Below are 21127 nucleotides of genomic sequence, written 5' to 3' on the forward strand. Positions count from 1 at the left end.
CGCTTCGTATGGAACGGGAGGGCGATCTGCGATCAGGCCCTGGCGTTAGCGAGGCGCCGTGCGGCGTCGGTCAGCAACTGTTCCGTTGCGTCAAAGCCGAGGCAGCCATCAGTTATCGATACGCCGTAGCGTAGAGAGGTGCTCAGCGGCTGGCAGCCTTCGAACAGATGAGATTCCAGCATCGCGCCGATCAGCGAGTGGTTGCCACGCAGGCGTTGTTCAAGCACCTCGTTGAAGACGGCTGGCTGGCGCAGGGGATCCTTGCCGCTGTTGGCATGGCTGCAATCGACCATGATCCGGTTGGGGATCTTCAGTCGGCTGAGCTCGGCGCTGATGTTGGCTACGCTGCTTGCATCGTAGTTCGGCCCTTGATGGCCACCGCGCAGCACAATGTGGGTGTCAGCGTTGCCGGCTGTCTGCACGATCGCTGGATGCCCTTGGCTGTCCACGCCGAAGTGCCGATGCGCATGGGCTGCCGAGCGCATGGCGTCGACAGCAATGGCGGCGCCGCCGTCGGTGCCGTTCTTGAAGCCCACGGGCATGTTCAAGCCACTGGCCATTTCGCGGTGGATCTGCGACTCGGTGGTGCGGGCTCCAATGGCCACCCAGCTCAGCAGGTCATCAAAGTAGCCGGCGGCCATGGGTTGCAGGAGTTCGGTAGCGACCGGTAGTCCGAGCTGGATCATTTCCAGCATCAGTTCGCGCGACAGCGTCAGGCCGGTAGCCATGTCGTCAGTGCCGTCCAGATGCGGATCGTAGGCCAGACCTTTCCAGCCGACCGTCGTCCGCGGCTTTTCAACGTAGGCGCGCATGACCAGCAGCATTTCACTGCTGACATCTTCGGCCAGACGAGCGAGTTTGCTGGCGTACTCAATCGCTGATTGCGGGTCATGGAGAGAGCAGGGGCCAACGATGACCAGCAGGCGTGGGTCTTCACCGTTAAGGATGGCGCGCACCGCCAGGCGATGAGTGTTGACCTGTTGATGCAGGGAATGGCTGAGCGGCAATTGCTGTTTGAGCTGCAACGAGCTGGGCAGACGCAGGGTCAGCGCTTCGTTGGCAGAATCGATTGTGGACAGCGGCAAAGCGGAAACTGAAGAGTTCATGTTCGGTCTTCCTGGGCGGATGGCGGGTCTTTCCCGCGTAATCGGCCCTACTGGGGTGTTCGACAAATGGCCGTACTGGCTAGGCATGTGTGTTTGCCACCTGTGGGTGACCGATCGGAGGCGGCAGGCTGTCTCGAGCGGAGGCTGGTAAATCGCCAGGCGCTAAAGCTGTCGTAACGGTAATAAGTGGCGTAGTTCATGGTGTAATCCTCGAAATGTGGTGTGTCGCTGAAAGTGATGGGCCTGAAAAAACAAAACCCCCGGTCGGGAGGCCGACCGGGGGTTGAGAAATCTCTGGTAGGCGACCCGTTATCATGGGCGCCGTTTGGGTATCAGGCGCGCCAGTGGCTAAACCAATACCCAAAATAAAAATTGTCAGGAGCGCAAGTGTGATTCACCCGGGCAGCCGCAACCGAGCGCAGGGCGCTGGTGGTGCAAGACTGTGGAAGGGTGTTGAACATGTGCTGTCTCCGTTGAATGCGCCGAGCTTACTCGACGCTGATACGCATCAGCAATCAGAAAATGCTATTGCCCGCCGCTCGAAACGCCTATCACTGGCAAACCATGCGGGTGAAGGGCAACTTTGCAGTCATGGAGAAAGCTGAATGAGTTATCGAATCCGGCATGCCACCCGTGATGATCTTGCTCTTGCGCGGGATCTGACCTGTCGCAACATGCTGCGCTATTACATTGACCACGACCTGTTGTGGCAGGACGAGGCGTTCGACGCAGGCTGGCAGTATCGTGACAACTGGATGATCCTCCAGGATGAACTGGCGATCGGTTTTTTCAGTCTGAGCCAGGATGCGCGGGCGCTGTACATACGCGAATTGCAGATTGATCATCTCTGGCAAGGGCAGGGCGCCGGTTCCTGGGCCATTGGTCAAGTTACCGAAATGGCTCGTCAGGCAAGACGACCGGCACTGCGACTGACAGTGTTTGACAATAACCGGGCGCAAGAACTGTATGCACGCAAAGGACTGCGCATCGTGGGCAGGGATGAGTGTTTCCTCAGGATGCAGCTCGATTTGAGTACAGCTGTGCTCTGAAACCCACAGCCGGCAAGCCCTGAATGATGAATTGAAACTTTTTAAATGCGGCTTTCCGCTAGGTCTGTCTGGCACTTTTTGCTAAGGTGTCCGGCATCCCAATAAGACCATATCGCGAGGTGTCTGCTTGATTAGGGTGCTAGTGGTCGACGACCATGATCTCGTTCGCACAGGCATTACACGAATGCTGGCCGATATCGATGGCCTGCAGGTGGTGGGTCAGGCCGAGTCAGGTGAAGAGTCCCTGATCAAGGCCCGTGAATTGAAGCCTGACGTAGTGCTCATGGACGTCAAGATGCCCGGCATTGGCGGCCTCGAAGCCACGCGGAAGCTGCTGCGCAGCCACCCGGACATCAAGGTGGTTGCCGTTACGGTGTGCGAGGAAGACCCTTTCCCGACGCGTTTGCTGCAGGCCGGGGCGGCTGGTTACCTGACCAAGGGCGCGGGTCTGCCGGAAATGGTTCAGGCCATTCGTCTGGTCTTCGCCGGGCAGCGTTACATCAGTCCGCAGATCGCTCAGCAGTTGGCAATCAAATCATTCCAGCCCACCAATGATTCGCCGTTCGATGCGTTGTCCGAGCGGGAAATCCAGATTGCGTTGATGATTGTCGGTTGCCAGAAGGTCCAGATCATTTCCGACAAGTTGTGCCTGTCGCCGAAAACCGTGAATACCTACCGCTATCGCATTTTCGAGAAGCTTTCGATCAGCAGCGACGTCGAGTTGACACTGCTCGCGGTGCGTCACGGCATGGTGGATGCCAGCGCCTGACCATGACCGAGAAATTTGATTCCAGTGCTTTCCTGTCGACCGTCAGCGGTCGGCCCGGCGTCTATCGCATGTTCGACAGCGAAGCGCGCCTGCTCTATGTCGGCAAAGCGAAAAACCTGAAGAAACGTCTGGCGAGCTACTTTCGCAAGACCGGGCTGGCGCCGAAGACGGCCGCACTGGTCGGCCGTATCGCTCAGGTCGAGACGACCATCACCGCCAACGAAACCGAAGCGCTGCTGCTGGAACAGACGCTGATCAAGGAGTGGCGCCCGCCGTACAACATCCTGCTGCGCGACGATAAATCCTATCCGTACGTGTTTCTCTCCGACGGGCAGTTTCCGCGTTTGAGCATTCATCGCGGAGCAAAAAAGGCCAAGGGCAAGTATTTCGGCCCATATCCGAGTGCCGGTGCCATACGCGAAAGCCTGAGCATCCTGCAAAAAACCTTTTTCGTTCGCCAGTGCGAAGACAGCTATTACAGGAACCGCACCCGTCCGTGCCTGCAATACCAGATCAAACGCTGCAAGGCGCCGTGCGTGGGGTTGGTCGAGCCTGACGTCTACGCCGAAGACGTGCGCCACTCGGTGATGTTCCTCGAAGGTCGCAGCCATGCGCTGACCAACGAGCTGTCCACCGCGATGGAAGAGGCAGCGATAAATCTCGAGTTCGAGCGCGCGGCCGAATTGCGCGACCAGATCGGGTTGCTGCGCCGGGTACAGGACCAGCAGAGCATGGAAGGCGGAACCGGCGATATCGACGTTATTGCCGCATTCGTCAACCCCGGCGGCGCCTGTGTTCACCTGATCAGCGTGCGCGGCGGCCGAGTGCTGGGCAGCAAGAATTTTTTTCCGCAGGTCGGCATCGAGGAAGACGTTTCCGAAGTCATGGCGGCGTTTCTCGGCCAGTACTACATCAGCAGCCCCGAGCGCGATTTGCCGAGCGAGTTGATCGTGAATGTGGTTCACGAAGATTTTCCAGCGCTGATCGAAGGGATTCATACCTTGCGCGGCCGCGAATTGGCCATCAGTCACCGGGTGCGCGGTACCCGTGCGCGCTGGCAGCAACTGGCAGTGACCAACGCTGAGCAAGCCTTGGGCGCGCGTCTGGCCAACCGTCAGCACACCGCCGCGCGATTCGACGCGCTGGCCGAAGTGCTGAATCTGGATGAGCCGCCGCAACGTTTGGAATGCTACGACATCAGTCATTCCAGCGGCGAAGCGACGGTTGCCTCCTGCGTGGTGTTCGGGCCGGAAGGCGCGATCAAGTCGGATTATCGCCGCTACAACATCGAAGGCGTCACTGCCGGCGACGATTATGCGGCCATGCACCAGTGCGCTGACCCGCCGGTTCAGCAAACTCAAGGACGGAGAGGGCAAGTTGCCGGACATCCTGCTGGTCGACGGTGGCAAGGGCCAATTGTCGATGGCCCGCGATGTGCTCAACGAACTGGCCGTACCGGATCTGATCCTGCTGGGTGTCGCCAAAGGCGCCACGCGCAAGGCCGGTTTCGAAACGTTGTATCTGAATGATGCAGCGCACGAGTTCACCTTGCGCGGCGATTCGCCCGCGTTGCACCTGATTCAGCAGATCCGCGATGAGGCACACCGCTTTGCAATTACGGGCATCGCGCCCGTCGCGGCAAGACCCGCCGAACCTCGACGCTTGAGGGTGTCGCAGGGGTAGGGCCGACGCGCCGCCGTGACCTGTTGAAACATTTTGGTGGATTGCAGGAGCTGTCTCGTGCAAGCATCGAAGAGATCGCCAAAGCCCCGGGGATCAGTAAAAAGCTCGCTGAGTCGATTTATGCGAACCTGCATAGTGAGTAGAATGCCCCTTCACCTCGTAGCCAGTTGTGCCGATGAATATCCCTAATCTGATTACCGTTCTACGCGTCCTGCTCATCCCGATCTTTATTTTGCTGTTCTATCTGCCCTACGAATGGAGTTACATGGCCTCCGCTTCGGTGTTCGCCTTCGCGGCCGCAACGGACTGGCTCGATGGTTATCTGGCGCGCCGACTGGAGCAAAGCACACCGTTCGGGGCCTTCCTCGATCCGGTCGCCGACAAGCTGATGGTCGCTGTTGCCCTGGTCTTGCTGGTGCAGGAGCACGGCAATCTCTGGCTTACGCTGCCCGCAGCAGTCATCATCGGTCGCGAGATCGTGATTTCGGCGCTGCGCGAATGGATGGCCGAACTCGGCGCCCGGGCACAGGTGGCCGTTTCCAATCTCGGCAAATGGAAAACAGCGGCGCAAATGCTCGCGTTGGTGATTCTGCTGGCTCATCCAAAGGCATTGAGCTTCTGGGTCGTGCTCGGTTATACGCTGCTGATCGTCTCGGCAGGGCTGACCCTGTGGTCGATGGTTCAATACCTTCGCGCCGCCTGGCCGCACCTGAAGACTGATGTAGAAAAGAAATAAAAGTTTTTTGAATCAAGGGGTTGACGGGGCTTCTTAATTCTATAGAATGCGCCACACCAAGCGGGAATAGCTCAGTTGGTAGAGCACGACCTTGCCAAGGTCGGGGTCGCGAGTTCGAGTCTCGTTTCCCGCTCCAATTTGTACAGTGTTTGTTGTTGCGCTACTGACAGCAAATACTTTGAGGCCGAGTAGCAAAATGGTTATGCAGTGGATTGCAAATCCACCTACGCCGGTTCGATTCCGACCTCGGCCTCCACTATCAAAAAACCCCGTAGATCAATGATCTACGGGGTTTTTTGTTGCTTGTGGGAAAAGTGTGGTGTTCCGCATCGTTTGAGTAGGGTCACTCAGTCAGACACGCCCCGGTCTTGATATGGCTGGCACCTTCCACCGTCAGATTCGAGAAAAGATGCAGCCAATAAGGCGTGCGAATAACGTCAGTGTGTCCGCAAGATCCGGGTTATCAAACAGAACGGCCCTTGAATCCAAAGCACATAGGGCACCCCAGAGTCTTCCGTCCGGCAGGAAAACAGGCGCGCCTGCGTAGCTTTCAATTGAATACTGCTTCACCACAGGACGTGACGACAGTCGTCCATCCTTGCTGATTTGTGGAAGGAAGAGGGCTTGAGGATTTCGTCGAAACTCACTGCAGAGCGTAGTTTCCAGATCCAGCGTATCGCCTACGTTTATTCCCAGTTCAATCGGATCGTATGCCGAACAGACGATCCATTCCGTTTCCGTGAATTTTGCGATTCCGGCAAAGCGTGTACCGGTCAGGCGGGTGACAAGTTGCAGGATATTGGTGGTCGCTTCGATCTCGGCGATCGCCGAGCGCTCCTCTTGGCTTAAAGACGCTTTTAGAACGGTGTCACTCATTTGCATGGAATCAAATCTCCTGATTGCTTGTACATCCCTGAGCTCTGCTCTGGTGACGTTCTGTGAGGCGTGATCGTGGTTGAAGGGGGGCGTGCTGATACCCTTTGATTATTGATTTCGGCGCCAACCTTTAGCGTAGACATCCCGTCCAGACTTGGGTTGCCTGCTCATAATCTCAATCGATGAAACATCTGTCACCCGTGCAGCCAAGGTGATGGTGAGCATCTGAATCTTTTGAGTTTATCGCCACAATTTCCAGTCTGGTTGCTGCGATTTGCCAGTTACCTCGGCCTCTACTTCAAGCAAACTCCGTAGCTCCCTGATTTCTGAGGATTTTTGATTTTCTGCGGTCAGCGATATTTAGTTCTCAAATCGCGCACTCCAAACTTGCTTCACCGGGACGTGATGTATATATTCCCCGCTCGGCTTTTCAAGCGGTCATCCTGTCAGGATCCAACCGCAAGGCTGAGCAGAGCAATACCGCGCTACCGCCCGAATGGCGAAACTGGTAGACGCATGGGACTTAAAATCCCCCGCTCGTAAGGGCGTGCCGGTTCGATTCCGGCTTCGGGCACCATCTTAAATCAAGGGTTTGCGGGCGAAAGCTGATGCAAGCCCTTGTTTGTTTCTGGTCCGCTATTTTGGAGTTGGTCCGCAATTCACTTGGTAGGCATGACCTTTTTGCCCTTTCGATTGCGGATGTACTGCTCGGTCATAACCACCGTCGTATGCCCAAGTTGATCTCGGGCTTGCAAGATATCGCCACTGGATTCAGCCTTATCGGTACCCGCCTTGGCGCGCAAGTCGCGCATCTGAAACTCCGCTTTCGGCACGCCGGCCGCCTCCTCGCCAAGTCGAATCTCCTGCGCAACATCGCCACCGTCATCGGTGTGCCGTCCTCCGTAACGATCAGCCGCGTCGAGCGGACCTTGTGTTCTGACTTCCGGGACATGATTCGATCAATCAAAACCTTCAGCTCCCCAGTTATCTCGATCCGACGCTTCGCTTTTGTTTTGCCCTGCAGAATCCAAATCTGCCCGTCGCGCACGTCGCGCTCGTCCATCAGCCGGGTATCGGTAACCCGTTGCCCGGTCAGATAGGCGAGGTCCATTGCGTCTTGCAGGCCCACATCTGCCTTGTCGTGCACGCGTTTGAACAGCGCATCCTCGACATACGTGTCCCGCCCGGTTTCCTTGTTTCCCTTGATGCCGGCGCATGGGTTGGCTAGGGAGGTGTAGCCTTTATCCCTGGCGTAATTCCAGATGGCGCTGAGCAGTGCCTTCTCGCGGTTCGCGCGCACCGGCGCGGCCTTGCGCCATGTCAGGTACTGGCGTACGTGCAACGGCTCGATCGTTTCCAGCGGCGCTGGCGGGTCGTCGAAGAAAGCGATCAGATTCTTCAGCTCGCGCTTGTTGTCAGCCTGGGTCGCCGTGCCTTTGGTAGGGACGACGTCGACCATGTATTTTTCGGCGACGTAGCGGAACGTGATGACCTTGGCGACCAGATCGGTTGCGGTGCGATCACGCTCAAGCTTCGCGTACTCCATGATCGCCAAGCCGTAGTCGCTGCCCAGTGGAATTTCCTTTCGGTCTTTGCCGCCCGTGTCGTAGTAGTAGAACACCCGTCCGCTGGCTTTCTTGCGCTCCCGCAGCCTGGCGATCGAGCCGGGTTTACTTGGTCGTCTTCCCATGTCAGCTGGCCTTACGTGATTTCCATACGGGCTTTTCCGATTCAAATGCGCCGACGGCCGTGACCGCCATCGCGGTGACACTCGGCCAGCCGTTCACTTTAATCGTATGGCGAACACCATTCTTTTTCAGGTTGAGGATCTGACCTGCCTTGGTCCGCGCGCCGGTGAGCTCGCAAACCTCCTCGTGAGATAAAAACTGGATGGTCATTTGATGCTCCATGCCGCGCGTGGCGGCAGAAGGTGGTTATTCGGGGTTGGCTGGGAACCACTCGGTGTCGTACTCGAACTGAGTTACTCGCCGCGGTTCGATGTGCGGGATGGATTGCTTGAATTCGTGGACTGATCCAGCACCACCGCCGAAATCCTTTGCCTCTCTCACGAACACATCTTTGTAGATCCGCAGCAGGTGGTCGGCGGCATCGGCGAACGCCTCCTCGCGGTAGAAGCCATCAATCGTGATGCCGTCATCGACCAGCCAGACCGTCCGGCGCGGACCGTGCTCTGCCTTGTCGATCTTGTCGGCCATCTGCTGGCGGGCGTAACGAAGCTGATCCAGCGAAAGCTGGTCGATCCATTCATCGGTGCCGACCCGCATGGTGTGGCCATATTCACACTTGAGTTCAGGCATACGAATTCCTCGCCCGCCGTACACCGGCAGGCTGTTGAGTTGGGGGAGGGTTTAGAGTTGTGGCGCGAGCAGGTCGGCGACCACTTCGCCGGTATCGTGGAAATACCAGTCGCTGTCGGTCAGGTTGTTGATCATGAAAGCGGCGAAACGGTCAGCCGACATGCTCCTCATGATCCGTTCAAACTTCGGCGCCGGCCCCTTCCAGGTTGGCTCTGCGCCGACGAGGCGGGCGGCCGCTAGGTTATGGTGACCATCCAGTAGAACGCGATAGTGCTTGCCGCGAATCTCCATGTTCGCCGTCCTGACTACGAAGACCTTGAACTTGGCCGCCTTTCTGTTGATGACATCGGGATTCAGATATCGCTGGCTACTGATCAGCGGGGGCAAGCTCATGGCTTCCAGCGCCTGCCAACGCGATAAACCGTCATCAGGTTGTGATGGAGCGGCACCTTGAGCACATGGTCGAAAAACTCACCCTTTCCGGAGATGAAACCAGTTGGCACCTTGGTTCCTCCGGTGCCGAATTCTCGCCAGCATTCTTCGCCGCCGTTCTTGTCCCAGTAGGCGCGCTCGCGTTTTGGAATCTCATCGTAGGTTTTTTCGAACACGGAGGTATCCGGGATATCACAGATCCGGCGCCATGCTGGGTTGCGCTTGCACCAGTCGGCGGCATGCTGAGCAGCCTGATCGGCCGAGTAAAATTCTTTGGTGTTTTGTTCGGTCATCACCGCGGCCCCTTGTAGCAGTACACGTAGGCGAACCAGGCGAGGGCGATCATGCCGTCACCTGCTTGGCTTTGCGTTCAAGCTTGTTCCAGCGGCGGACCACCGCTTCTTCGGAGCAGGCGTGCTGGAGCTTGAATTCACAGCCGCGGCATTCAACCCAGCTCGCGGCATTAGCGGCGCTGTCGATCTCCAGATCATCGTCGCCGCATTCAGGACAAGGTTTCGGTTTTGGATCGCTCACGAGATCACCGCCTTTATGGTCAGTACCAATGGAAGCCAGAAGAAGAGGGTGCAGCCGAGTAAGCACTTGGTGATCATGGCGTCACCCGTTTGAACTCGACGACCCAGACCTGGGGTTGGCGTCCCAGTCGCCGCCGGTGGATAGCCAAAGGTCGCGGAATGCTGGTATTGGGTATTTATGGCAGGCTCCGCCTTCGTCGCTCGCGCACCATTCGCGGAGCGGCCCGCGATGCACCCCCTCGGCTGCGGCCTGTTCGTACGTGATGTCCTGCAAGCGTTCGACGCGCACGTCGGTGATCTCCAGCAGGATGCGGCAGGCCCAGCGCGGCATGTGTATAGAGGGGCGGCTTTTCCCCGGCGTGATCATCGAGCATCCGGTCTGCCGGACCGCCCCATTTGCCGGGTACTGGATCGGCTCGCCTTGGCTCAGGTCTCGCGGCGCTACCGCATCAACCTGTGCGTCCGCCACCCAGGTCTCGCGCACCCACAGCCGATCACCGCGCCGGCCATATGGGCATCCGCCGTACATGGCGAGTTCGGCCGCGCATTCCTGCTCAGTCGCGCCAAACGCGGCGAATCCCCACCGCGGATGGTCTTGAACAACGGCAATCCACTGATGTTCCGGTGAGTCAGATTTGCTGCGGCTCGGGATCTGATTCCCTTTGATCGGGCGGCGAGTGACCGTCTTTTGGCCGGACAGAATGGCGCGGACCATTGCACCGTTGAAAAGAATGGGCCGCTCTTTATGGAATGGCTCCGGCGCCGGACGCGGCTTGGCCATTTTCGCCTGGCACCGCTTGCAGCTGACAAATTCGCGGTTGTGGGTACCGTCCCACTCGACTTCGGATTCTTCATTCAGGCCACAGGCCGATGCCGACCAGTACTCGTTGTCCTGCGTGCAGCCGGAGTCGACTATGAGGTGGTTTTTCCTGGGCATGCCGGTTCCTTGCCGCTATAGCGGCTAAAATATGTACAAGGGAATTGGAGCTGTAGAGGTATTGAAACCAGCCGTCCGTAACCGCTTCGGCGCCGTTGCGCTTCGTTCGATCAGGTCTATCTTTGGAGGGGTTTTAAGCCCCTATCAAGGAACAGGCAGGAGGGCGGTATGAGGCTTCGCGGCGACATTTTCTGGGCTTGGGCAGATCCCGAGATCCACAACCGAACACATGATGAAACTCTCAGTAATGGAACTCACATCGACGTGCAGGTCAGGCTATCTCGTACCGGCGAAACTCAAATGTTCATCGGTGTTTATGCTTCCGGTGGCATGGCGTTGCATGAAGAAACCGTTGACCCAAGTCCGGGTGAATCAATGACCAGAGCTATGGCTTGGGGCGTAAGCCGAGCTCGTCAGTTGGCTGCTGCTGGAAGTGCGAGTCCTAAGTCAGCGTCCTCGAAATAGCGGCTGACTTTGAAGGGGAGGGAGTTACTGGTATTTCTTTCTGATGCGCGTGACGATGGCTTCGAGCTTTTCCGCCATGGCCCACATGTCGCTGTTGTCGCGGCGGGAGACGACCGGGGAGCGCTGAACGTTGCGGTCCATCAGGATCTTCGCTGCCAGCAGGATCAGCCAGGCTTCGAACTTGCGGCGGATGAAGCGCTTCATTCCTGCGGTGCCGGGTGGCTCGCGTTCCAGCGCTCGAAGGCTTCTTGCGTGGTGGCAGCTTCAATCTTCTCGTCGCACTGGTTGCACGCCGCCACACCGCCGGCCGCGCCGACATCGCGGTGACCTTGCTTGCACGGGTTCATATGCCAGTCGTCATCCTGTTCCTGTTCAACCACCTCCACCACCAGGTGCTTGCCGCATGAATGGCAGAAGTGCATGCCGTTTTCCTCCGGCCCGTCCTCGTGGAATGACCAAGTCTCACCGCAGCCACTGTTCCAGATGCCGCTGTCGTCTTCGCGACTCCATTCGCATTCGCCGCCGGCGAAGTCATCAATCCGCTGATCCGCTGCGTTCAGGCGCTGTTGCAGGGCGTCACGCTCGGCGGTGACCCGGTCGAGCTCAGTGCTGGCGACGAATTTCACTGACGTGTGACCGCATTCGCATGGCTGCCAAACGTCATCCTGGCACCACTCGCGGCCGTCTCCCTGCTCTTGGCAGGCCGGGCCGAGGTAGATCACTTTGAGTTCGCTCACTTCGAATGCCCCTTTCAATTGTCGGTACCGGTGTAGGTGCGCCAAGGCACCTTCACGCCGTTTACGAGGAATCCCCAGTCACCGCGCCACTTGCTGGTGATGAAGAGGGTGATGACGCCGCCGGGTGATACCTGGGCGATGCGGTGGTATTCGCCGTGGTTGAGGCTGGCGGTGTCGCCCTGGTCTCGTTTGATCCACTCGCAGGCATCGTTCATCACCCAATCAACCCATTTCTGCGCAGGCTTCGAGACCATTCCGGCCAGTACAGCTTTCTTCCATTCAGCGCCGGCGGGCCGCTGCTCCGTGTACCAGCCGCGCAGGATGATCGTGCGGGCGTTCCATGGGTGGTCATGCAGATCCCGATCTTCGTCCGGCCGCATGATGTGGTGGATGCGGAACGACCGCGGGCACCACCACAGCGCCGGCTTGTGCGTCTGCCGGCTGTACGGGTTGAACAGCCACCACCGGCCCATGTACATCTGGGTGCCGTCGGCGGACATGATGTGCTGGTACCGGGTTAGCTTGGCGCGGACGATTAGCCAGTCGGCGATGGCCGGGCGCGCGAGCGCATTAGAAATTAGCTTCCAGATTCTCTCGGGCAAAATGGCATCACTCCGTATATCATAAGGATTCGGGTTACAAGGTTTTGTCAATTTGTTAGGAGAATCTAATGTCGAAGGAAGATAACAATCACGGTCTTTTACAAGGATTGAACGCCTACGTGGGGCACGGAAGTAAAAACGAAGCTCCACCTCCACCTCCACCTCCATTTCTTAAATACCCCTCGGTAGATGGACTTTGGTATAACAACAAAGTAATTAAGCTGGATGGTTGGAATTTTCAATCTTGTCGCTTCGACAACTGCCGGTTGATTATCGAAACACCACATTTTACAGTAAAGAATTGCTTTATCGACGGTTCCAATTCCGTAGAGATTCAAGGTGTTCTAATGAATGCCGTTAAATTTTTGAATATGAATGCTCCTATGGCGGTCCATCCATTTTATCAGCCCACCAAAAATCCCGACGGCACTGTAAGTATCGGAGCTTGATATGGAAGTCAAGGCGAGCGGTAGTCTAGAACTGATTCCCAAAGGCAATCAGGTTGCAGTGACTCTTATTTTTATTATTGCGGCTTTGTTTCTTGCAGGTTCCGTTTGGTTGGAATCTGAAGGGAAAAGTTTCATTTTGTCGGCGGGAATTGGGTTTTGTTTTTTATTTGTTGGATTTGTTTTTTGGTGGAATTCGCATAAGAACGAGTCATTACAAAAAGCACATCCGTTTACATTGAAAGTGGGAGAGGGGGATAAGGCAGTGGAGGTGAGTGCGGATGCTCGGTCTCTGCCCGCTCTTGACTATCTAAAAGGTATTTTAGGTCACTACTCGGTAGTATTTCATAGAGAGCCATTACCTGAGCCAAGCGGTACTGTTGATGATGTTGGTAAACCGATTGACGGCACCCTTGAGACATCGCAAGCAATTGTTAGGAGAGCAAATGAGGCAGCTCAAGAACAAGCGGATAAAGTAGTTCAGGATATTTATTCACGCGTTCAAACAATCGGCCCAGCTATTTCAGGTTCTCCAGTCGTCGCTAACTTAGAGGGCGAGTCGACACCAAAATGACAACCGATGGTTGGCATGATTTGTTTAAGTGGGTATTTATGTTCGGTCCCGCATGGATTTGGATCAAGGAGTTGGCGTGGCGATTGAAAATTTGATGGTGACCCTGCATCGGCTACCTGAGATTAAGGCTGTAGTTGATACTGGGACTGACCTCGTAACGCTTTTTGGATTCGTTCTAACCGCCATCGCGGTAATAGTTGGTGCGCTCTACAATACGCACACTTTTAAGCGGTCTGTTGAAAGCCAAGAGCGCGTAGCGAAAGGAACTGCCGAAGCCCTGAGAGCGCAGGGCCGATCGGAAGCAATTGCCATGAATCGTCAGCAGTGGATTAATGGACTCCGAGATGAGTTGTCGCATTTTCTATCTCTAGGTTATGACGTGCATACACTCGCTCAATTCATCAATGACACATCTTGGATGGACTCATCGACGCCTGAAACTCGGTCGAAAAGTCGAGATCTCTACCAACTCAGATATTCGGATTTTTCTGATAAGGTTGCGCGCTCACGCTTCCATTTTGCAAAAATTGAATTGTTTTTAAATCCTGCAGAAGCTGAATCGCAGGAATTAGTTGAGATTATGAGCGAATATATCAGCGCGGCGGTTGCATACAGCGATATTTTGGATAGTGGAAACCGCGCAGTAGTGGCTGCGCAACTTATTCTCAAGAATGAGTGGGAAAAAGTAAAAAAATGGAGTGACGGAGTCTGGGCTGTTAGGAAAGATAAATCTCGTCGCCTTCCTCGCCTGGATTATTCGCCAAGTGTTGCAGCCCGGTGTCTCTCAAGTGTCGCGCCACCTTTTCAGAAATAACAAAAGGTGTCGTGACACAGCGCAGCATCTTGGCCTGGTATCGAAGTCGGCGGCGATCAGGTTCATCAGCAGCAGCTGGTAAACCTCCTGCTGGTTGTTGATGCCGTGCGCTGCCATGACCCGCTTCAGATCAGGCTTGAACACCCCGGCCACCTCAACCGTAAACTTCTCGACGCCCAATGCAGCGTCCTTTGCTGCAGCCTTCTCGCGCTTTTTCTTCTGCTTGATGGCTTCCTTCGTCGGCTCCTGTACTTCGGCCATGGCCTACCTCTTCAATTCCGCTGGCCGGCAAGTCCAGCCAGGTCTGTCGTTTGCGTTGTTGGGGTTTGGAACGTCTCACGCAGCTACCTTCACCTGATGCCAGGCGCCCGCCGCGTAGAACAGCTTCGCGGCTTGGGCTTCGTCCATCGATATCTCGTCCGGAATGGCGATCCAGCCTGACGCGACAAGATGGGTCGGGTTCGCGCTGTTGCGCAGCTCAAGGTAGTAATGCTCGATCGCATCGGTGAGACGCTCGACCTTGTAGATGCCCTCGGGCGAGATCTCCACCGACTTGATGTACTCAGCACCGCGCTCGTCTCGACACATGGCGGCGATGTAGATCGTCCAGCGGTAGGAGAAGTCGAATATCGCGTTGGCGATCGCCAGACTGCGGATCTGCTTGCAGCTCTTCCAGTTCGCCATCATCTGGCTGCCGCTGGGGTCGATGTTCACGACCGCAACGTGGTTGGTGCGCAGCAGCGCCCGGCAACTGCGTTCAGCCCGGGCGAAACCGTTGTTGGGTTTACGTTTCGACTTCATAGCGAGTCCGCCATTTTGCGCAGCGCCTTGCGTTCGGCCGCCGATATCGGCTTCGGCCGCCGCTTGAGGACCGTTTCAGGGTCTATTTTCTTCGAGCGGGGCGGTGGCAGCGGATTGCGCGGCGGGCTTTTCAGTTGGTCAATCCGCCCGCCTGCAGCCAGGTATTGCGCGATTCGCTCAGCGATCGACTCGGCGTCAGGTCGGTGCTGCTCGACGAGGTTGAGGTGATTGCTGATCATGCTCAGGCTCCTAATCGATGGGCTTGCGCCCGCGCTCTGTCCGCTACTTCGTCAACCATCCGGCCAAGCTCCAAATTGAACTGGACCAGCTCTTGATGAAGCATCGCGATGTACTCGTCATCGCGCTTGATGGTCTCGATGTACAGGCGGCAGTCTTCATCTTGGCGCGGATCGAACGACAGGAAATCCCACCATTCCCGGCCCGTGACGAACATGCAGCCCTGAACCTGCGGCTTGTGTTCGTCGGGCATTCCTTCGAGCCAGGTGCGGACGTGGACGGCTTCATTGAATGGACACTTCGACTCAATGCCGCCGTCCTCGCCAATCAAGCCGTCCGGCGAGCAGCCCAGCCAGTCGTATTTTGGGTGAACCACAAAGCCCGACTTGATGACGGTGTTCCCGGTCAGAATTTCGTAAAAGTCGTGGCTCGACTGCTCGACCTCCGTACCCCACGCCATCGACTTGCTGCTGACCGAATGTTTCGATCTGTTCGCCAGACGTTCGAAAGCCAGTTCGCGCATGTAGTGGTGCGCGCCGCGAGCGGCTTGCGCTTCCCGTGCTTGTCGCGATCACCCCAAGCAATCACATCCTTGAACCTGCTTGCCGTTAGGCGTCCGCTGCGGTCCTGATGCCACTGCTCGGTGCGTTGAAGGTCTACTGAGGCGTTCATTGCTCGCCGCCTTGCACATCGTCGTTCGCATTGCCGTTTGAGCTTTCGTTGAGGGTTGTGAACTCTGCCTCAATTGTCTGTGCAATCGACTTCAGCTCACCGTGACGTGTCACGCCAATTGCGCCACGCTGCTGCGGTTTCAGTGCCTTCCAGGCTTTTTCGTAGCCATCAATTCCTTGTTCTTGAGCGATCTTTTTGAGCTGCTCGAACAGGTCCGCAGTTGCGTCGGTGGCGTCGCCCTGAGGAACCGAAGCAGCGCCCACATCTGCTGGCTTTTCGTTGGTAGATCGTGGGGTAACATCCGTTTCCGGAAGCGCGTAGCCGTCGTCCAACTCGTCACGGGTGTACACGCCCAGAATCACGTCGGGGCAATACAGACGTGCCCATTTTTTGAGCGCCAGGTATGCGATCTGCTGCTTCGGATCGTCCGCCCATAGCGTGGAGTTTCGGGTCCGGGCCTGAGTCATCAAGGTGGTCAGTTCGCGGGGAGCATCTTCGCCAACGAACGTCGCCCAAACGCGGACGCCAAGTCCCTTCTCGTCGTTGATGTTCCAGTTTGGGACTCGGTATTTTTTCGGCTGCCCGTGATCATCCGTTTGCTTTTTGCTTTCGATTTCACGGAAGTTGCCAATGATCTTGTCCCAGTCGCCGAACCACTCGTAATGGATTCGATCAAGGGTCGGCGCTCGCGTAGTGATAACCGCATTGACCAGCTGCGCTTCATAGCTCAGTTGTCCACCGTTGACGATGAAAGTCTTCTGCGCCACCTGGAAGGGGTTCATGCCCCATTGCATGGACTGCATGATTACTGCCATGCAGTCGGCAGTGTTGCCGTGGAAATGCTTTGGCAGGGTGGTTTTGCCGCCTGCCATGATGCCGGCGAGTTCAGTCATCGACTGCATGCTGTCGCGATTGAGGATCAGGCCCGTCGGGCTTGTGTCCATTGGTACGGTAGCAATCTGGGTTTGAGCGTTCATTCCTAACTCCATAGCCGACGACTTTGGCCGGCCTCCGGGGTGATTTCAGGGTTTGTTAGAACGACAGGGCGCGCAGCCAGGCCGATGCCTCGTCATTGGTGACGCAGAAGGCCATGGCCACGACCTCGACCACTTCGTTGGCGCTCGGCATGTTCGAGTCAGCGACTTCGTCAGCCACTGGAACCGGATCAACTCCCACTGCATCTGCTGGCGCTGTGTCGGTAACGGCTGGTGTCGTGATGACGCCTGCAACCGCAGCGGGTGCTGCAGCCAGTGCGCGCAGGCGAGCCAACTCTTCTTGGTCGCGCTGATACTGCGCATCGCGTTCGCGCTGCTGGCGCTGCTGTTCTTCTTGCTGCTCACGTTGCTGGCGTTGTTGCGCTTCCATATCGCGGCGCTGCTGGTCGAGTTCATCCTGCTGCTGCTTCAAGCGCAGGCGATCTTCCTCGGCGCGCTGCTTGCGCAACTCCTCTGCTTCAGCATCGGCGATGCGTTGCTTCTCACGCAGTTCGTCCAGCTCTTTTTGTTGGGCCAGTAGCTTGGCTGCCGCCTCTTCGCGGTCAACAGCAGCCCGGTGCAGCGCTTCAAGCTGATCAATAGCGTTGTCGCGGGCGATGGTGGCTTCAGCTTCAAACTCGGCGTATTCGTCTGGCAGGATTACCGACTCTTTGACGCTTTGAAGCACGGCTGCAACATCGGCAGCACTGCGGCTTGCGTACGCTGCTGCTACAGAGCTGAATCGGGTAATTTTTTTCCGGATGGCCTCGACACGCTCAGCCTCGACACGCTCGCGTTCGGCCTTGGCGTCAGCGGCGCGCTTTTCTTCGGCCTTGATTGCCTCGTCTACGGGCGCTTCGATCGCCAGCACGCGCTCCTTCAGTGCTTCACCAAATTCCTTCACTTGGTTGACGCGAGCCTGGGCGTCTTTAACCGCCTGCTGATAGGGAACCAGCGCCGTTTTCGTGGTATTGGCCAAGGCGTAGCGGACATCGCGAATATCCACGCGAACTTCCTTCGCATTCGCCAAGCCCTCACTGGTAGAGCAGTCGACAACGAGGTTCGCGTAGGTCGTTTCCAATCGGACGATTTGTTCTTCATGCGGCCGATATTCGGCGATATCGGTGACAGCTACTTTGGGCGTTACAGCGGTCATTTCGATGGACTCTTGCAAAGGGGCTTGTTGGGCTTTTGCAGACATGACGGTTCCTTGCCGCGCCGAGCGCAGCTTGTGGTGGGCTTGTTTATTGAGTGATGCGGTCGGCGAGGGCGCTGAGCAGCATCAGGAAGGTGTAGATCGAAAGGACTCGAAACGAGCCACGCCGAATCAGGATGCGGCGTGCACGCTGAAGGCTGGTCATCGGAACACGTTGTAGGTGGTGGAGCGCGGCACCGGGCAAGTGCCCGAGCCGTCTTTCACGATGCCGTAGGCGCCTGCACCGGCAACCAGAAGCACAACCAGAATCCAGTAGACGAGGTTCATGGCCGAGCCCTCACAGCGATGCGTCCGCCTTTCATGGTCACCGACAGGCGCTGCGGGAGGCTGTCGACCAGATCCTCGCGCTTGCGGCCGATGACCTCGTTGAAGGGCAGGCCGAAGCCGAGAATCGCGATGCGGCGCTCGATATCGTCGAGCTGCTCATCGACCAAAGTTTTTACCGGAGGCGTTGTCATGCTGCAGCTCCTTGCGAGACGGAGGCGTTGTAGGAGGCGTAAATCTGGTCGATGCGTGCGCGGTAGTGGCGGTGTTCGCTGTCATCAATGGCACGAAGCATGAAGGCCAGGGTGATGCAGGATGTCGCGGCGGCGCTGGCGTTGGGCTTGCCGAGGTCGCGGATCATGTTGCTGATCTCGCCCTCGATCCAGGTCACCGCCGTTTGATGGTCACGCTGCTGGATGTTCATTGGAGGCCCCAGAATTCGCCGTAAGCGACCACCGCTGCCGCAACTCGCTTCGCCCGCGCCTTGCGGTCGACGAGCTCTTGAGCTGCCATCAGCGCCTGACGCTGGGTGAGTTCTTGCGCTGCGGCTTCGTAGTCGTGGAAGTCTTCAACCTGCGGCGCTTTGGGACGGCCCCATCCATCAAAGCGCCGATCCCACTCTCGGGCCTGCGCACTGTCTGCATAGCTGGTTGCCATGGTCGCCTCCGTGGTGGCGGGTATTGATCCAACAAAACTCGGATGCACTGGTCCGCCCCGCTGGTTGCCGTTGGGCGCGGAGGGGAGTGCATTCGGGTGGTGTCGGGGGAGGGTGACTAACTCTGCGCGCCAGCGTCTATCCAGCTCCGCACAAAGAAGTAATAAGGACGTTACGTGGTTCGAAAAGCGATTTTACTGGTGCTGATTGCCAGCCTGAGTGGGTGTATGGCAACCGCCATGCGCATGGACTATGACAAGCACCGGTGCCCCTACATTGGCGTGCGATTCGACTGGTGGTTGGTGGGTACCTCCAAAGGAAAGCTGATTCCCTTTTTGCTGATCGACGCGCCGTTTTCTCTGGTGGTCGATACCGTCTTTTTCCCATTCGAATATCAATACAGCTGCAACCTTTGAGCTTCGGGTGTCCGCATCGGGGTGTGATCTGGCCGGGGCTCAACCGGCATTCGGCGGAAGGGGTAGCCCTGTAGGCGACCGGTTGGCACATCCGCTGCCCGAGACTTAGCCTCAGATCACATCCCGATGCGCTCTCATAGAGAGGATCGGGCAGTTAACGACAGGCTGTCGTGGCGCTGGTTGTTAGATTTGCGTCAGCTCGTAGCCGCCGACGCCATATGTTTTGGTGAGGCGATCATTGATTTGCTGAAGCGAATAGGCGATTCCGCCATGGCCTCGTGGCCCTTTGTAGATGTACATTCCACCCTTCACTTCGTAGGTAAATTGCATAGGTGCATTCCATGGTTGGGAAGATCGATCCGCGTTACGGCGCAGAGGTTTACATTTCGGATGCTGGAAACATTTGCATTAAGCAGGATCAGGGGATCCGAGAAGAGTTGATCCTGATTTTTGATGAAGGCGAAGTAGATGAGCTGATCGATCTGCTCAATCAGGCCAAAAGGGATCTCGCAGAAGAGCGCCGCGTATTGCAGGAAAACGAAGAAAACTAATCGCCTTGGGCATCCCGCTGCACCCTGTCGCCAAGGTGCGGCAGCGATGATCACTCGGCCTTCAGAACTGCAACGGCAATGCGGTAACCTGCTGCCACGCCGTCGTTGTAATCAGCTTCTTTCCAATTGCCCTCACGCCGTTGAATTACGGCGTTGTCCTCGCACTGTTGAGCGTGCTGTTCGAGTTTCGCGATTGCGTCTTCGTACTTCATGGTCGTTCACCTGTCGGTTGTTTTCCCAATGCACCCGTCACCAGGTGCATCAGTGAAAAATTCCGTGTTTCTCCGCACCCGCTTACCAGGTCATTCACTCAGTTCGGTCAACACCTCGTCCGCCGTCGCAGTGGGCTGCGCGTGGGCAGGCTTTCGGGCCTGTCGGATCGCCGGTCGCCGGTAGAGGCAAGTGCGGTTTTGTTCATCGGTTTACTGACCTCCCACCGATGGAGCCGGGAGTGACCTAACCGGACTGGCCGGGTAGTCGTTCATGGCGCTGGTTGTTAAAGAGCGGCGGGTCTGTCGACCCTGGCGCCGGATTGCTTTGGCGTTGAAGCAAATCTACAACTGAAAATTGTAATGTGCAAGCGTGAGTTGTAATTAATTTTGCAGTTATGCATGGAAGGGTTTCCTGCAGGCGTAAAAAAGCCCGCGCTTGGCGGGCTTTGTAGGGCACTTGATTATTTTGCGCGAGAGGCCCATCGGGTATGTGTCCAGTAAGTAGATCGGCTTAGGCCGGGCGCTTTCGAATTCTCGGCCCCGTTCTTCAGTTCGATCTCCATTCGGTCATCGCGCATTTGTACAACCGTCCATGAGGTATTTTGGCTGATATCCATCTGCTCAAAGCATAATCCACGCGTGACCATAACAGCGCTCAACGCATAATCGCCATGTGTGTAGCTGGAATACGCTCGATCAAAATCGTCAGGAGTGATGCAGCCGAAAGCCTGTATGTCGAGATGAATTAGATCTTTCGCCTTCAGCTTATAGGCGACAGATTTTTGCTGAACAGGAACCGCTGAGCTACCGGAGGTCTCGCGGTAGACGAACGCACAAAGGGTCACGCAAACCATGAAGGCACCCAGAATCACTTTCCAGTGAGTGCCTAAGATTTTCGGAAGAGGTTTCACGTCGGGCCGCGAGTGGCAAACACCACACTCCACTGCCTGCGAAGAAACGTCAGCACCGCAGTGCTTACACTTGATGGCCTCGGCTTTGATCGTTTCTGCGCAATAGGGGCAGGCTTTTACCGCTTCGTCCATGTTGAAGCC

The 21127-nt window shown here is 56.8% G+C and carries 33 protein-coding genes, 3 tRNA genes and 2 pseudogenes; 13 read left to right on the forward strand and 25 right to left on the reverse strand.

Annotated features, from left to right (window positions below):
• Positions 1 to 32: 32 nt before the first annotated feature.
• Positions 33 to 1106 (reverse strand): 3-deoxy-7-phosphoheptulonate synthase, encoded by a 1074-nt coding sequence (locus AB4O12_RS06840; protein ID WP_460060986.1) that lies wholly within the window; start codon positions 1104 to 1106, stop codon positions 33 to 35.
• A 605-nt stretch (positions 1107 to 1711) separates the two neighbouring features.
• Between AB4O12_RS06840 and AB4O12_RS06845 the strand changes: the two genes are divergently transcribed.
• From AB4O12_RS06845 to AB4O12_RS06870, 6 genes and pseudogenes are all read left to right on the forward strand, one after another.
• Positions 1712 to 2155 (forward strand): GNAT family N-acetyltransferase, encoded by a 444-nt coding sequence (locus AB4O12_RS06845; RefSeq protein WP_056785278.1) that lies wholly within the window; start codon positions 1712 to 1714, stop codon positions 2153 to 2155.
• A 127-nt stretch (positions 2156 to 2282) separates the two neighbouring features.
• Positions 2283 to 2924, forward strand: a complete 642-nt coding sequence (gacA, locus tag AB4O12_RS06850; RefSeq protein WP_024012761.1) for a response regulator transcription factor GacA — start codon at positions 2283 to 2285, stop codon at positions 2922 to 2924.
• Positions 2925 to 2926: 2 nt separating this feature from the next.
• Positions 2927 to 4750 (forward strand): annotated as a pseudogene (gene uvrC, locus AB4O12_RS06855) (excinuclease ABC subunit UvrC).
• A gap of 32 nt (positions 4751 to 4782) precedes the next feature.
• Complete coding sequence (gene pgsA / locus AB4O12_RS06860) at positions 4783 to 5343, forward strand: CDP-diacylglycerol--glycerol-3-phosphate 3-phosphatidyltransferase (protein WP_056785283.1); 561 nt, start codon at positions 4783 to 4785, stop codon at positions 5341 to 5343.
• A 60-nt stretch (positions 5344 to 5403) separates the two neighbouring features.
• Positions 5404 to 5479: transfer RNA gene (locus tag AB4O12_RS06865), tRNA-Gly, on the forward strand.
• Between the two features lie 46 nt (positions 5480 to 5525).
• Positions 5526 to 5599 (forward strand) — tRNA-Cys (locus tag AB4O12_RS06870).
• A 137-nt stretch (positions 5600 to 5736) separates the two neighbouring features.
• On the opposite strand, the gene AB4O12_RS06875 is transcribed toward AB4O12_RS06870, so the two are convergent.
• On the reverse strand, positions 5737 to 6219 hold the full coding sequence (locus AB4O12_RS06875) for a GAF domain-containing protein (RefSeq protein WP_460062411.1): 483 nt from the start codon (positions 6217 to 6219) through the stop codon (positions 5737 to 5739).
• 490 nt (positions 6220 to 6709) lie between these two features.
• On the opposite strand from AB4O12_RS06875, the gene AB4O12_RS06880 reads away from it, so the two are divergent.
• A tRNA-Leu gene (locus AB4O12_RS06880) sits at positions 6710 to 6796 on the forward strand.
• 82 nt (positions 6797 to 6878) lie between these two features.
• On the opposite strand, the pseudogene AB4O12_RS06885 reads toward AB4O12_RS06880, so the two are convergent.
• The 7 genes and pseudogenes from AB4O12_RS06885 to AB4O12_RS06915 form a co-directional block, all read right to left on the reverse strand.
• Positions 6879 to 7909, reverse strand: a pseudogene (locus AB4O12_RS06885) (site-specific integrase).
• 1 nt (position 7910) lies between these two features.
• On the reverse strand, positions 7911 to 8117 hold the full coding sequence (locus AB4O12_RS06890; RefSeq protein ID WP_056785291.1) for a DUF4224 domain-containing protein: 207 nt from the start codon (positions 8115 to 8117) through the stop codon (positions 7911 to 7913).
• 36 nt (positions 8118 to 8153) lie between these two features.
• Positions 8154 to 8537: a hypothetical protein gene (locus AB4O12_RS06895; protein ID WP_460060990.1), complete on the reverse strand. Its 384-nt coding sequence runs from the start codon at positions 8535 to 8537 to the stop codon at positions 8154 to 8156.
• Positions 8538 to 8588: 51 nt separating this feature from the next.
• Entirely contained in the window at positions 8589 to 8930 is a 342-nt protein-coding gene (locus tag AB4O12_RS06900) for a hypothetical protein (protein WP_460060993.1), read from the reverse strand.
• A complete protein-coding gene (locus AB4O12_RS06905; RefSeq protein ID WP_460060995.1) occupies positions 8927 to 9262 on the reverse strand; it encodes a hypothetical protein in 336 nt (111 codons plus the stop codon). The genes AB4O12_RS06900 and AB4O12_RS06905 overlap by 4 nt, the downstream gene beginning before the upstream one ends.
• 49 nt (positions 9263 to 9311) lie before the next feature.
• On the reverse strand, positions 9312 to 9503 hold the full coding sequence (locus AB4O12_RS06910; RefSeq protein WP_460060997.1) for a hypothetical protein: 192 nt from the start codon (positions 9501 to 9503) through the stop codon (positions 9312 to 9314).
• 81 nt (positions 9504 to 9584) lie between these two features.
• Complete coding sequence (locus tag AB4O12_RS06915; RefSeq protein ID WP_460060999.1) at positions 9585 to 10439, reverse strand: hypothetical protein; 855 nt, start codon at positions 10437 to 10439, stop codon at positions 9585 to 9587.
• 168 nt (positions 10440 to 10607) lie between these two features.
• Here AB4O12_RS06915 and AB4O12_RS06920 point away from each other — a divergent pair, with 168 nt between their 5' ends.
• Positions 10608 to 10904, forward strand: a complete 297-nt coding sequence (locus AB4O12_RS06920; RefSeq protein ID WP_460061001.1) for a hypothetical protein — start codon at positions 10608 to 10610, stop codon at positions 10902 to 10904.
• Positions 10905 to 10928: 24 nt separating this feature from the next.
• Here the strand turns inward: AB4O12_RS06920 and AB4O12_RS06925 are convergent, their stop codons facing one another.
• The 3 genes from AB4O12_RS06925 to AB4O12_RS06935 are packed head-to-tail and all read right to left on the reverse strand — an operon-like array spanning position 10929 to position 12243.
• Positions 10929 to 11108, reverse strand: coding sequence for a hypothetical protein (locus tag AB4O12_RS06925; RefSeq protein WP_150635505.1), 180 nt, complete (start codon positions 11106 to 11108; stop codon positions 10929 to 10931).
• On the reverse strand, positions 11105 to 11641 hold the full coding sequence (locus AB4O12_RS06930) for a hypothetical protein (protein ID WP_460061004.1): 537 nt from the start codon (positions 11639 to 11641) through the stop codon (positions 11105 to 11107). The genes AB4O12_RS06925 and AB4O12_RS06930 overlap by 4 nt, the downstream gene beginning before the upstream one ends.
• Before the next feature lie 14 nt (positions 11642 to 11655).
• Positions 11656 to 12243 carry a hypothetical protein gene (locus tag AB4O12_RS06935; protein ID WP_460061006.1) on the reverse strand — a complete coding sequence of 196 codons (588 nt, stop codon included), beginning with the start codon at positions 12241 to 12243 and terminating at the stop codon, positions 11656 to 11658.
• A gap of 68 nt (positions 12244 to 12311) precedes the next feature.
• Here AB4O12_RS06935 and AB4O12_RS06940 point away from each other — a divergent pair, with 68 nt between their 5' ends.
• The 3 genes from AB4O12_RS06940 to AB4O12_RS06950 all read left to right on the forward strand — a co-directional run bounded on the left by AB4O12_RS06940 (position 12312) and on the right by AB4O12_RS06950 (position 14077).
• A complete protein-coding gene (locus AB4O12_RS06940) occupies positions 12312 to 12692 on the forward strand; it encodes a hypothetical protein (protein ID WP_460061008.1) in 381 nt (126 codons plus the stop codon).
• A gap of 1 nt (position 12693) precedes the next feature.
• Positions 12694 to 13263 (forward strand): hypothetical protein, encoded by a 570-nt coding sequence (locus AB4O12_RS06945; RefSeq protein ID WP_460061011.1) that lies wholly within the window; start codon positions 12694 to 12696, stop codon positions 13261 to 13263.
• A gap of 76 nt (positions 13264 to 13339) precedes the next feature.
• Positions 13340 to 14077, forward strand: a complete 738-nt coding sequence (locus AB4O12_RS06950; protein ID WP_460061013.1) for a hypothetical protein — start codon at positions 13340 to 13342, stop codon at positions 14075 to 14077.
• Here the strand turns inward: AB4O12_RS06950 and AB4O12_RS06955 are convergent.
• The 10 genes from AB4O12_RS06955 to AB4O12_RS07000 all read right to left on the reverse strand — a co-directional run bounded on the left by AB4O12_RS06955 (position 14048) and on the right by AB4O12_RS07000 (position 18898).
• The gene (locus AB4O12_RS06955; RefSeq protein WP_460061015.1) at positions 14048 to 14338 is read right to left on the reverse strand and encodes a hypothetical protein; all 291 of its coding nucleotides are present in this window, start codon (positions 14336 to 14338) and stop codon (positions 14048 to 14050) included. The genes AB4O12_RS06950 and AB4O12_RS06955 overlap by 30 nt on opposite strands.
• A 75-nt stretch (positions 14339 to 14413) precedes the next feature.
• Positions 14414 to 14878 (reverse strand): hypothetical protein, encoded by a 465-nt coding sequence (locus AB4O12_RS06960; RefSeq protein ID WP_460061018.1) that lies wholly within the window; start codon positions 14876 to 14878, stop codon positions 14414 to 14416.
• Positions 14875 to 15117: a hypothetical protein gene (locus AB4O12_RS06965; protein WP_090283103.1), complete on the reverse strand. Its 243-nt coding sequence runs from the start codon at positions 15115 to 15117 to the stop codon at positions 14875 to 14877. Before AB4O12_RS06965 ends, AB4O12_RS06960 begins: the two co-directional genes overlap by 4 nt.
• Positions 15118 to 15119: 2 nt before the next feature.
• Positions 15120 to 15638 (reverse strand): lambda exonuclease family protein, encoded by a 519-nt coding sequence (locus AB4O12_RS06970; protein ID WP_460061021.1) that lies wholly within the window; start codon positions 15636 to 15638, stop codon positions 15120 to 15122.
• 145 nt (positions 15639 to 15783) lie between these two features.
• Positions 15784 to 16764, reverse strand: a complete 981-nt coding sequence (locus tag AB4O12_RS06975) for a RecT family recombinase (RefSeq protein ID WP_460061023.1) — start codon at positions 16762 to 16764, stop codon at positions 15784 to 15786.
• 55 nt (positions 16765 to 16819) lie between these two features.
• Positions 16820 to 17962 carry a coiled-coil domain-containing protein gene (locus tag AB4O12_RS06980; protein WP_073474135.1) on the reverse strand — a complete coding sequence of 381 codons (1143 nt, stop codon included), beginning with the start codon at positions 17960 to 17962 and terminating at the stop codon, positions 16820 to 16822.
• A 156-nt stretch (positions 17963 to 18118) separates the two neighbouring features.
• Positions 18119 to 18244 (reverse strand): hypothetical protein, encoded by a 126-nt coding sequence (locus tag AB4O12_RS06985; protein WP_460061026.1) that lies wholly within the window; start codon positions 18242 to 18244, stop codon positions 18119 to 18121.
• Entirely contained in the window at positions 18241 to 18435 is a 195-nt protein-coding gene (locus tag AB4O12_RS06990; protein WP_077571970.1) for a hypothetical protein, read from the reverse strand. The genes AB4O12_RS06985 and AB4O12_RS06990 overlap by 4 nt, the downstream gene beginning before the upstream one ends.
• Positions 18432 to 18665 carry a hypothetical protein gene (locus tag AB4O12_RS06995; RefSeq protein WP_460061028.1) on the reverse strand — a complete coding sequence of 78 codons (234 nt, stop codon included), beginning with the start codon at positions 18663 to 18665 and terminating at the stop codon, positions 18432 to 18434. Before AB4O12_RS06995 ends, AB4O12_RS06990 begins: the two co-directional genes overlap by 4 nt.
• Positions 18662 to 18898 (reverse strand): hypothetical protein, encoded by a 237-nt coding sequence (locus tag AB4O12_RS07000; protein WP_460061031.1) that lies wholly within the window; start codon positions 18896 to 18898, stop codon positions 18662 to 18664. The genes AB4O12_RS06995 and AB4O12_RS07000 overlap by 4 nt, the downstream gene beginning before the upstream one ends.
• A 174-nt stretch (positions 18899 to 19072) precedes the next feature.
• Here AB4O12_RS07000 and AB4O12_RS07005 point away from each other — a divergent pair, with 174 nt between their 5' ends.
• Positions 19073 to 19312 (forward strand): YceK/YidQ family lipoprotein, encoded by a 240-nt coding sequence (locus AB4O12_RS07005; protein WP_038861465.1) that lies wholly within the window; start codon positions 19073 to 19075, stop codon positions 19310 to 19312.
• A gap of 183 nt (positions 19313 to 19495) precedes the next feature.
• Here AB4O12_RS07005 and AB4O12_RS07010 read toward each other — a convergent pair whose 3' ends face one another.
• Positions 19496 to 19642 (reverse strand): hypothetical protein, encoded by a 147-nt coding sequence (locus AB4O12_RS07010; protein WP_460061033.1) that lies wholly within the window; start codon positions 19640 to 19642, stop codon positions 19496 to 19498.
• Positions 19643 to 19653: 11 nt separating this feature from the next.
• Between AB4O12_RS07010 and AB4O12_RS07015 the strand changes: the two genes are divergently transcribed.
• Positions 19654 to 19863, forward strand: a complete 210-nt coding sequence (locus AB4O12_RS07015) for a hypothetical protein (RefSeq protein WP_460061035.1) — start codon at positions 19654 to 19656, stop codon at positions 19861 to 19863.
• A gap of 50 nt (positions 19864 to 19913) precedes the next feature.
• On the opposite strand, the gene AB4O12_RS07020 is transcribed toward AB4O12_RS07015, so the two are convergent.
• Together AB4O12_RS07020 and AB4O12_RS07025 are read right to left on the reverse strand one after the other, a co-directional pair.
• A complete protein-coding gene (locus tag AB4O12_RS07020) occupies positions 19914 to 20075 on the reverse strand; it encodes a hypothetical protein (RefSeq protein ID WP_460061037.1) in 162 nt (53 codons plus the stop codon).
• Between the two features lie 461 nt (positions 20076 to 20536).
• Positions 20537 to 21118 carry a hypothetical protein gene (locus AB4O12_RS07025; RefSeq protein WP_460061039.1) on the reverse strand — a complete coding sequence of 194 codons (582 nt, stop codon included), beginning with the start codon at positions 21116 to 21118 and terminating at the stop codon, positions 20537 to 20539.
• Between the last annotated feature and the right edge of the window lie 9 nt (positions 21119 to 21127).

The sequence above is a fragment of the Pseudomonas sp. S2_A05 genome, from assembly GCF_054668485.1.

Coding starts and splice junctions, on each gene's coding strand:
- AB4O12_RS06840 (WP_460060986.1), bottom strand. CDS start 1,106: ATGAACTCTTCAGTTTCCGCTTTGCCGCTGTCCACAATCGATTCTGCC.
- AB4O12_RS06845 (WP_056785278.1), top strand. CDS start 1,712: ATGAGTTATCGAATCCGGCATGCCACCCGTGATGATCTTGCTCTTGCG.
- pgsA (WP_056785283.1), top strand. CDS start 4,783: ATGAATATCCCTAATCTGATTACCGTTCTACGCGTCCTGCTCATCCCG.
- AB4O12_RS06875 (WP_460062411.1), bottom strand. CDS start 6,219: ATGAGTGACACCGTTCTAAAAGCGTCTTTAAGCCAAGAGGAGCGCTCG.
- AB4O12_RS06890 (WP_056785291.1), bottom strand. CDS start 8,117: ATGACCATCCAGTTTTTATCTCACGAGGAGGTTTGCGAGCTCACCGGC.
- AB4O12_RS06895 (WP_460060990.1), bottom strand. CDS start 8,537: ATGCCTGAACTCAAGTGTGAATATGGCCACACCATGCGGGTCGGCACC.
- AB4O12_RS06900 (WP_460060993.1), bottom strand. CDS start 8,930: ATGAGCTTGCCCCCGCTGATCAGTAGCCAGCGATATCTGAATCCCGAT.
- AB4O12_RS06905 (WP_460060995.1), bottom strand. CDS start 9,262: ATGACCGAACAAAACACCAAAGAATTTTACTCGGCCGATCAGGCTGCT.
- AB4O12_RS06915 (WP_460060999.1), bottom strand. CDS start 10,439: ATGCCCAGGAAAAACCACCTCATAGTCGACTCCGGCTGCACGCAGGAC.
- AB4O12_RS06920 (WP_460061001.1), top strand. CDS start 10,608: ATGAGGCTTCGCGGCGACATTTTCTGGGCTTGGGCAGATCCCGAGATC.
- AB4O12_RS06925 (WP_150635505.1), bottom strand. CDS start 11,108: ATGAAGCGCTTCATCCGCCGCAAGTTCGAAGCCTGGCTGATCCTGCTG.
- AB4O12_RS06940 (WP_460061008.1), top strand. CDS start 12,312: ATGTCGAAGGAAGATAACAATCACGGTCTTTTACAAGGATTGAACGCC.
- AB4O12_RS06945 (WP_460061011.1), top strand. CDS start 12,694: ATGGAAGTCAAGGCGAGCGGTAGTCTAGAACTGATTCCCAAAGGCAAT.
- AB4O12_RS06955 (WP_460061015.1), bottom strand. CDS start 14,338: ATGGCCGAAGTACAGGAGCCGACGAAGGAAGCCATCAAGCAGAAGAAA.
- AB4O12_RS06960 (WP_460061018.1), bottom strand. CDS start 14,878: ATGAAGTCGAAACGTAAACCCAACAACGGTTTCGCCCGGGCTGAACGC.
- AB4O12_RS06965 (WP_090283103.1), bottom strand. CDS start 15,117: ATGATCAGCAATCACCTCAACCTCGTCGAGCAGCACCGACCTGACGCC.
- AB4O12_RS06970 (WP_460061021.1), bottom strand. CDS start 15,638: ATGCGCGAACTGGCTTTCGAACGTCTGGCGAACAGATCGAAACATTCG.
- AB4O12_RS06975 (WP_460061023.1), bottom strand. CDS start 16,764: ATGAACGCTCAAACCCAGATTGCTACCGTACCAATGGACACAAGCCCG.
- AB4O12_RS06980 (WP_073474135.1), bottom strand. CDS start 17,962: ATGTCTGCAAAAGCCCAACAAGCCCCTTTGCAAGAGTCCATCGAAATG.
- AB4O12_RS06985 (WP_460061026.1), bottom strand. CDS start 18,244: ATGAACCTCGTCTACTGGATTCTGGTTGTGCTTCTGGTTGCCGGTGCA.
- AB4O12_RS06990 (WP_077571970.1), bottom strand. CDS start 18,435: ATGACAACGCCTCCGGTAAAAACTTTGGTCGATGAGCAGCTCGACGAT.
- AB4O12_RS06995 (WP_460061028.1), bottom strand. CDS start 18,665: ATGAACATCCAGCAGCGTGACCATCAAACGGCGGTGACCTGGATCGAG.
- AB4O12_RS07000 (WP_460061031.1), bottom strand. CDS start 18,898: ATGGCAACCAGCTATGCAGACAGTGCGCAGGCCCGAGAGTGGGATCGG.
- AB4O12_RS07010 (WP_460061033.1), bottom strand. CDS start 19,642: ATGCAATTTACCTACGAAGTGAAGGGTGGAATGTACATCTACAAAGGG.
- AB4O12_RS07015 (WP_460061035.1), top strand. CDS start 19,654: ATGGTTGGGAAGATCGATCCGCGTTACGGCGCAGAGGTTTACATTTCG.
- AB4O12_RS07020 (WP_460061037.1), bottom strand. CDS start 20,075: ATGAAGTACGAAGACGCAATCGCGAAACTCGAACAGCACGCTCAACAG.
- AB4O12_RS07025 (WP_460061039.1), bottom strand. CDS start 21,118: ATGGACGAAGCGGTAAAAGCCTGCCCCTATTGCGCAGAAACGATCAAA.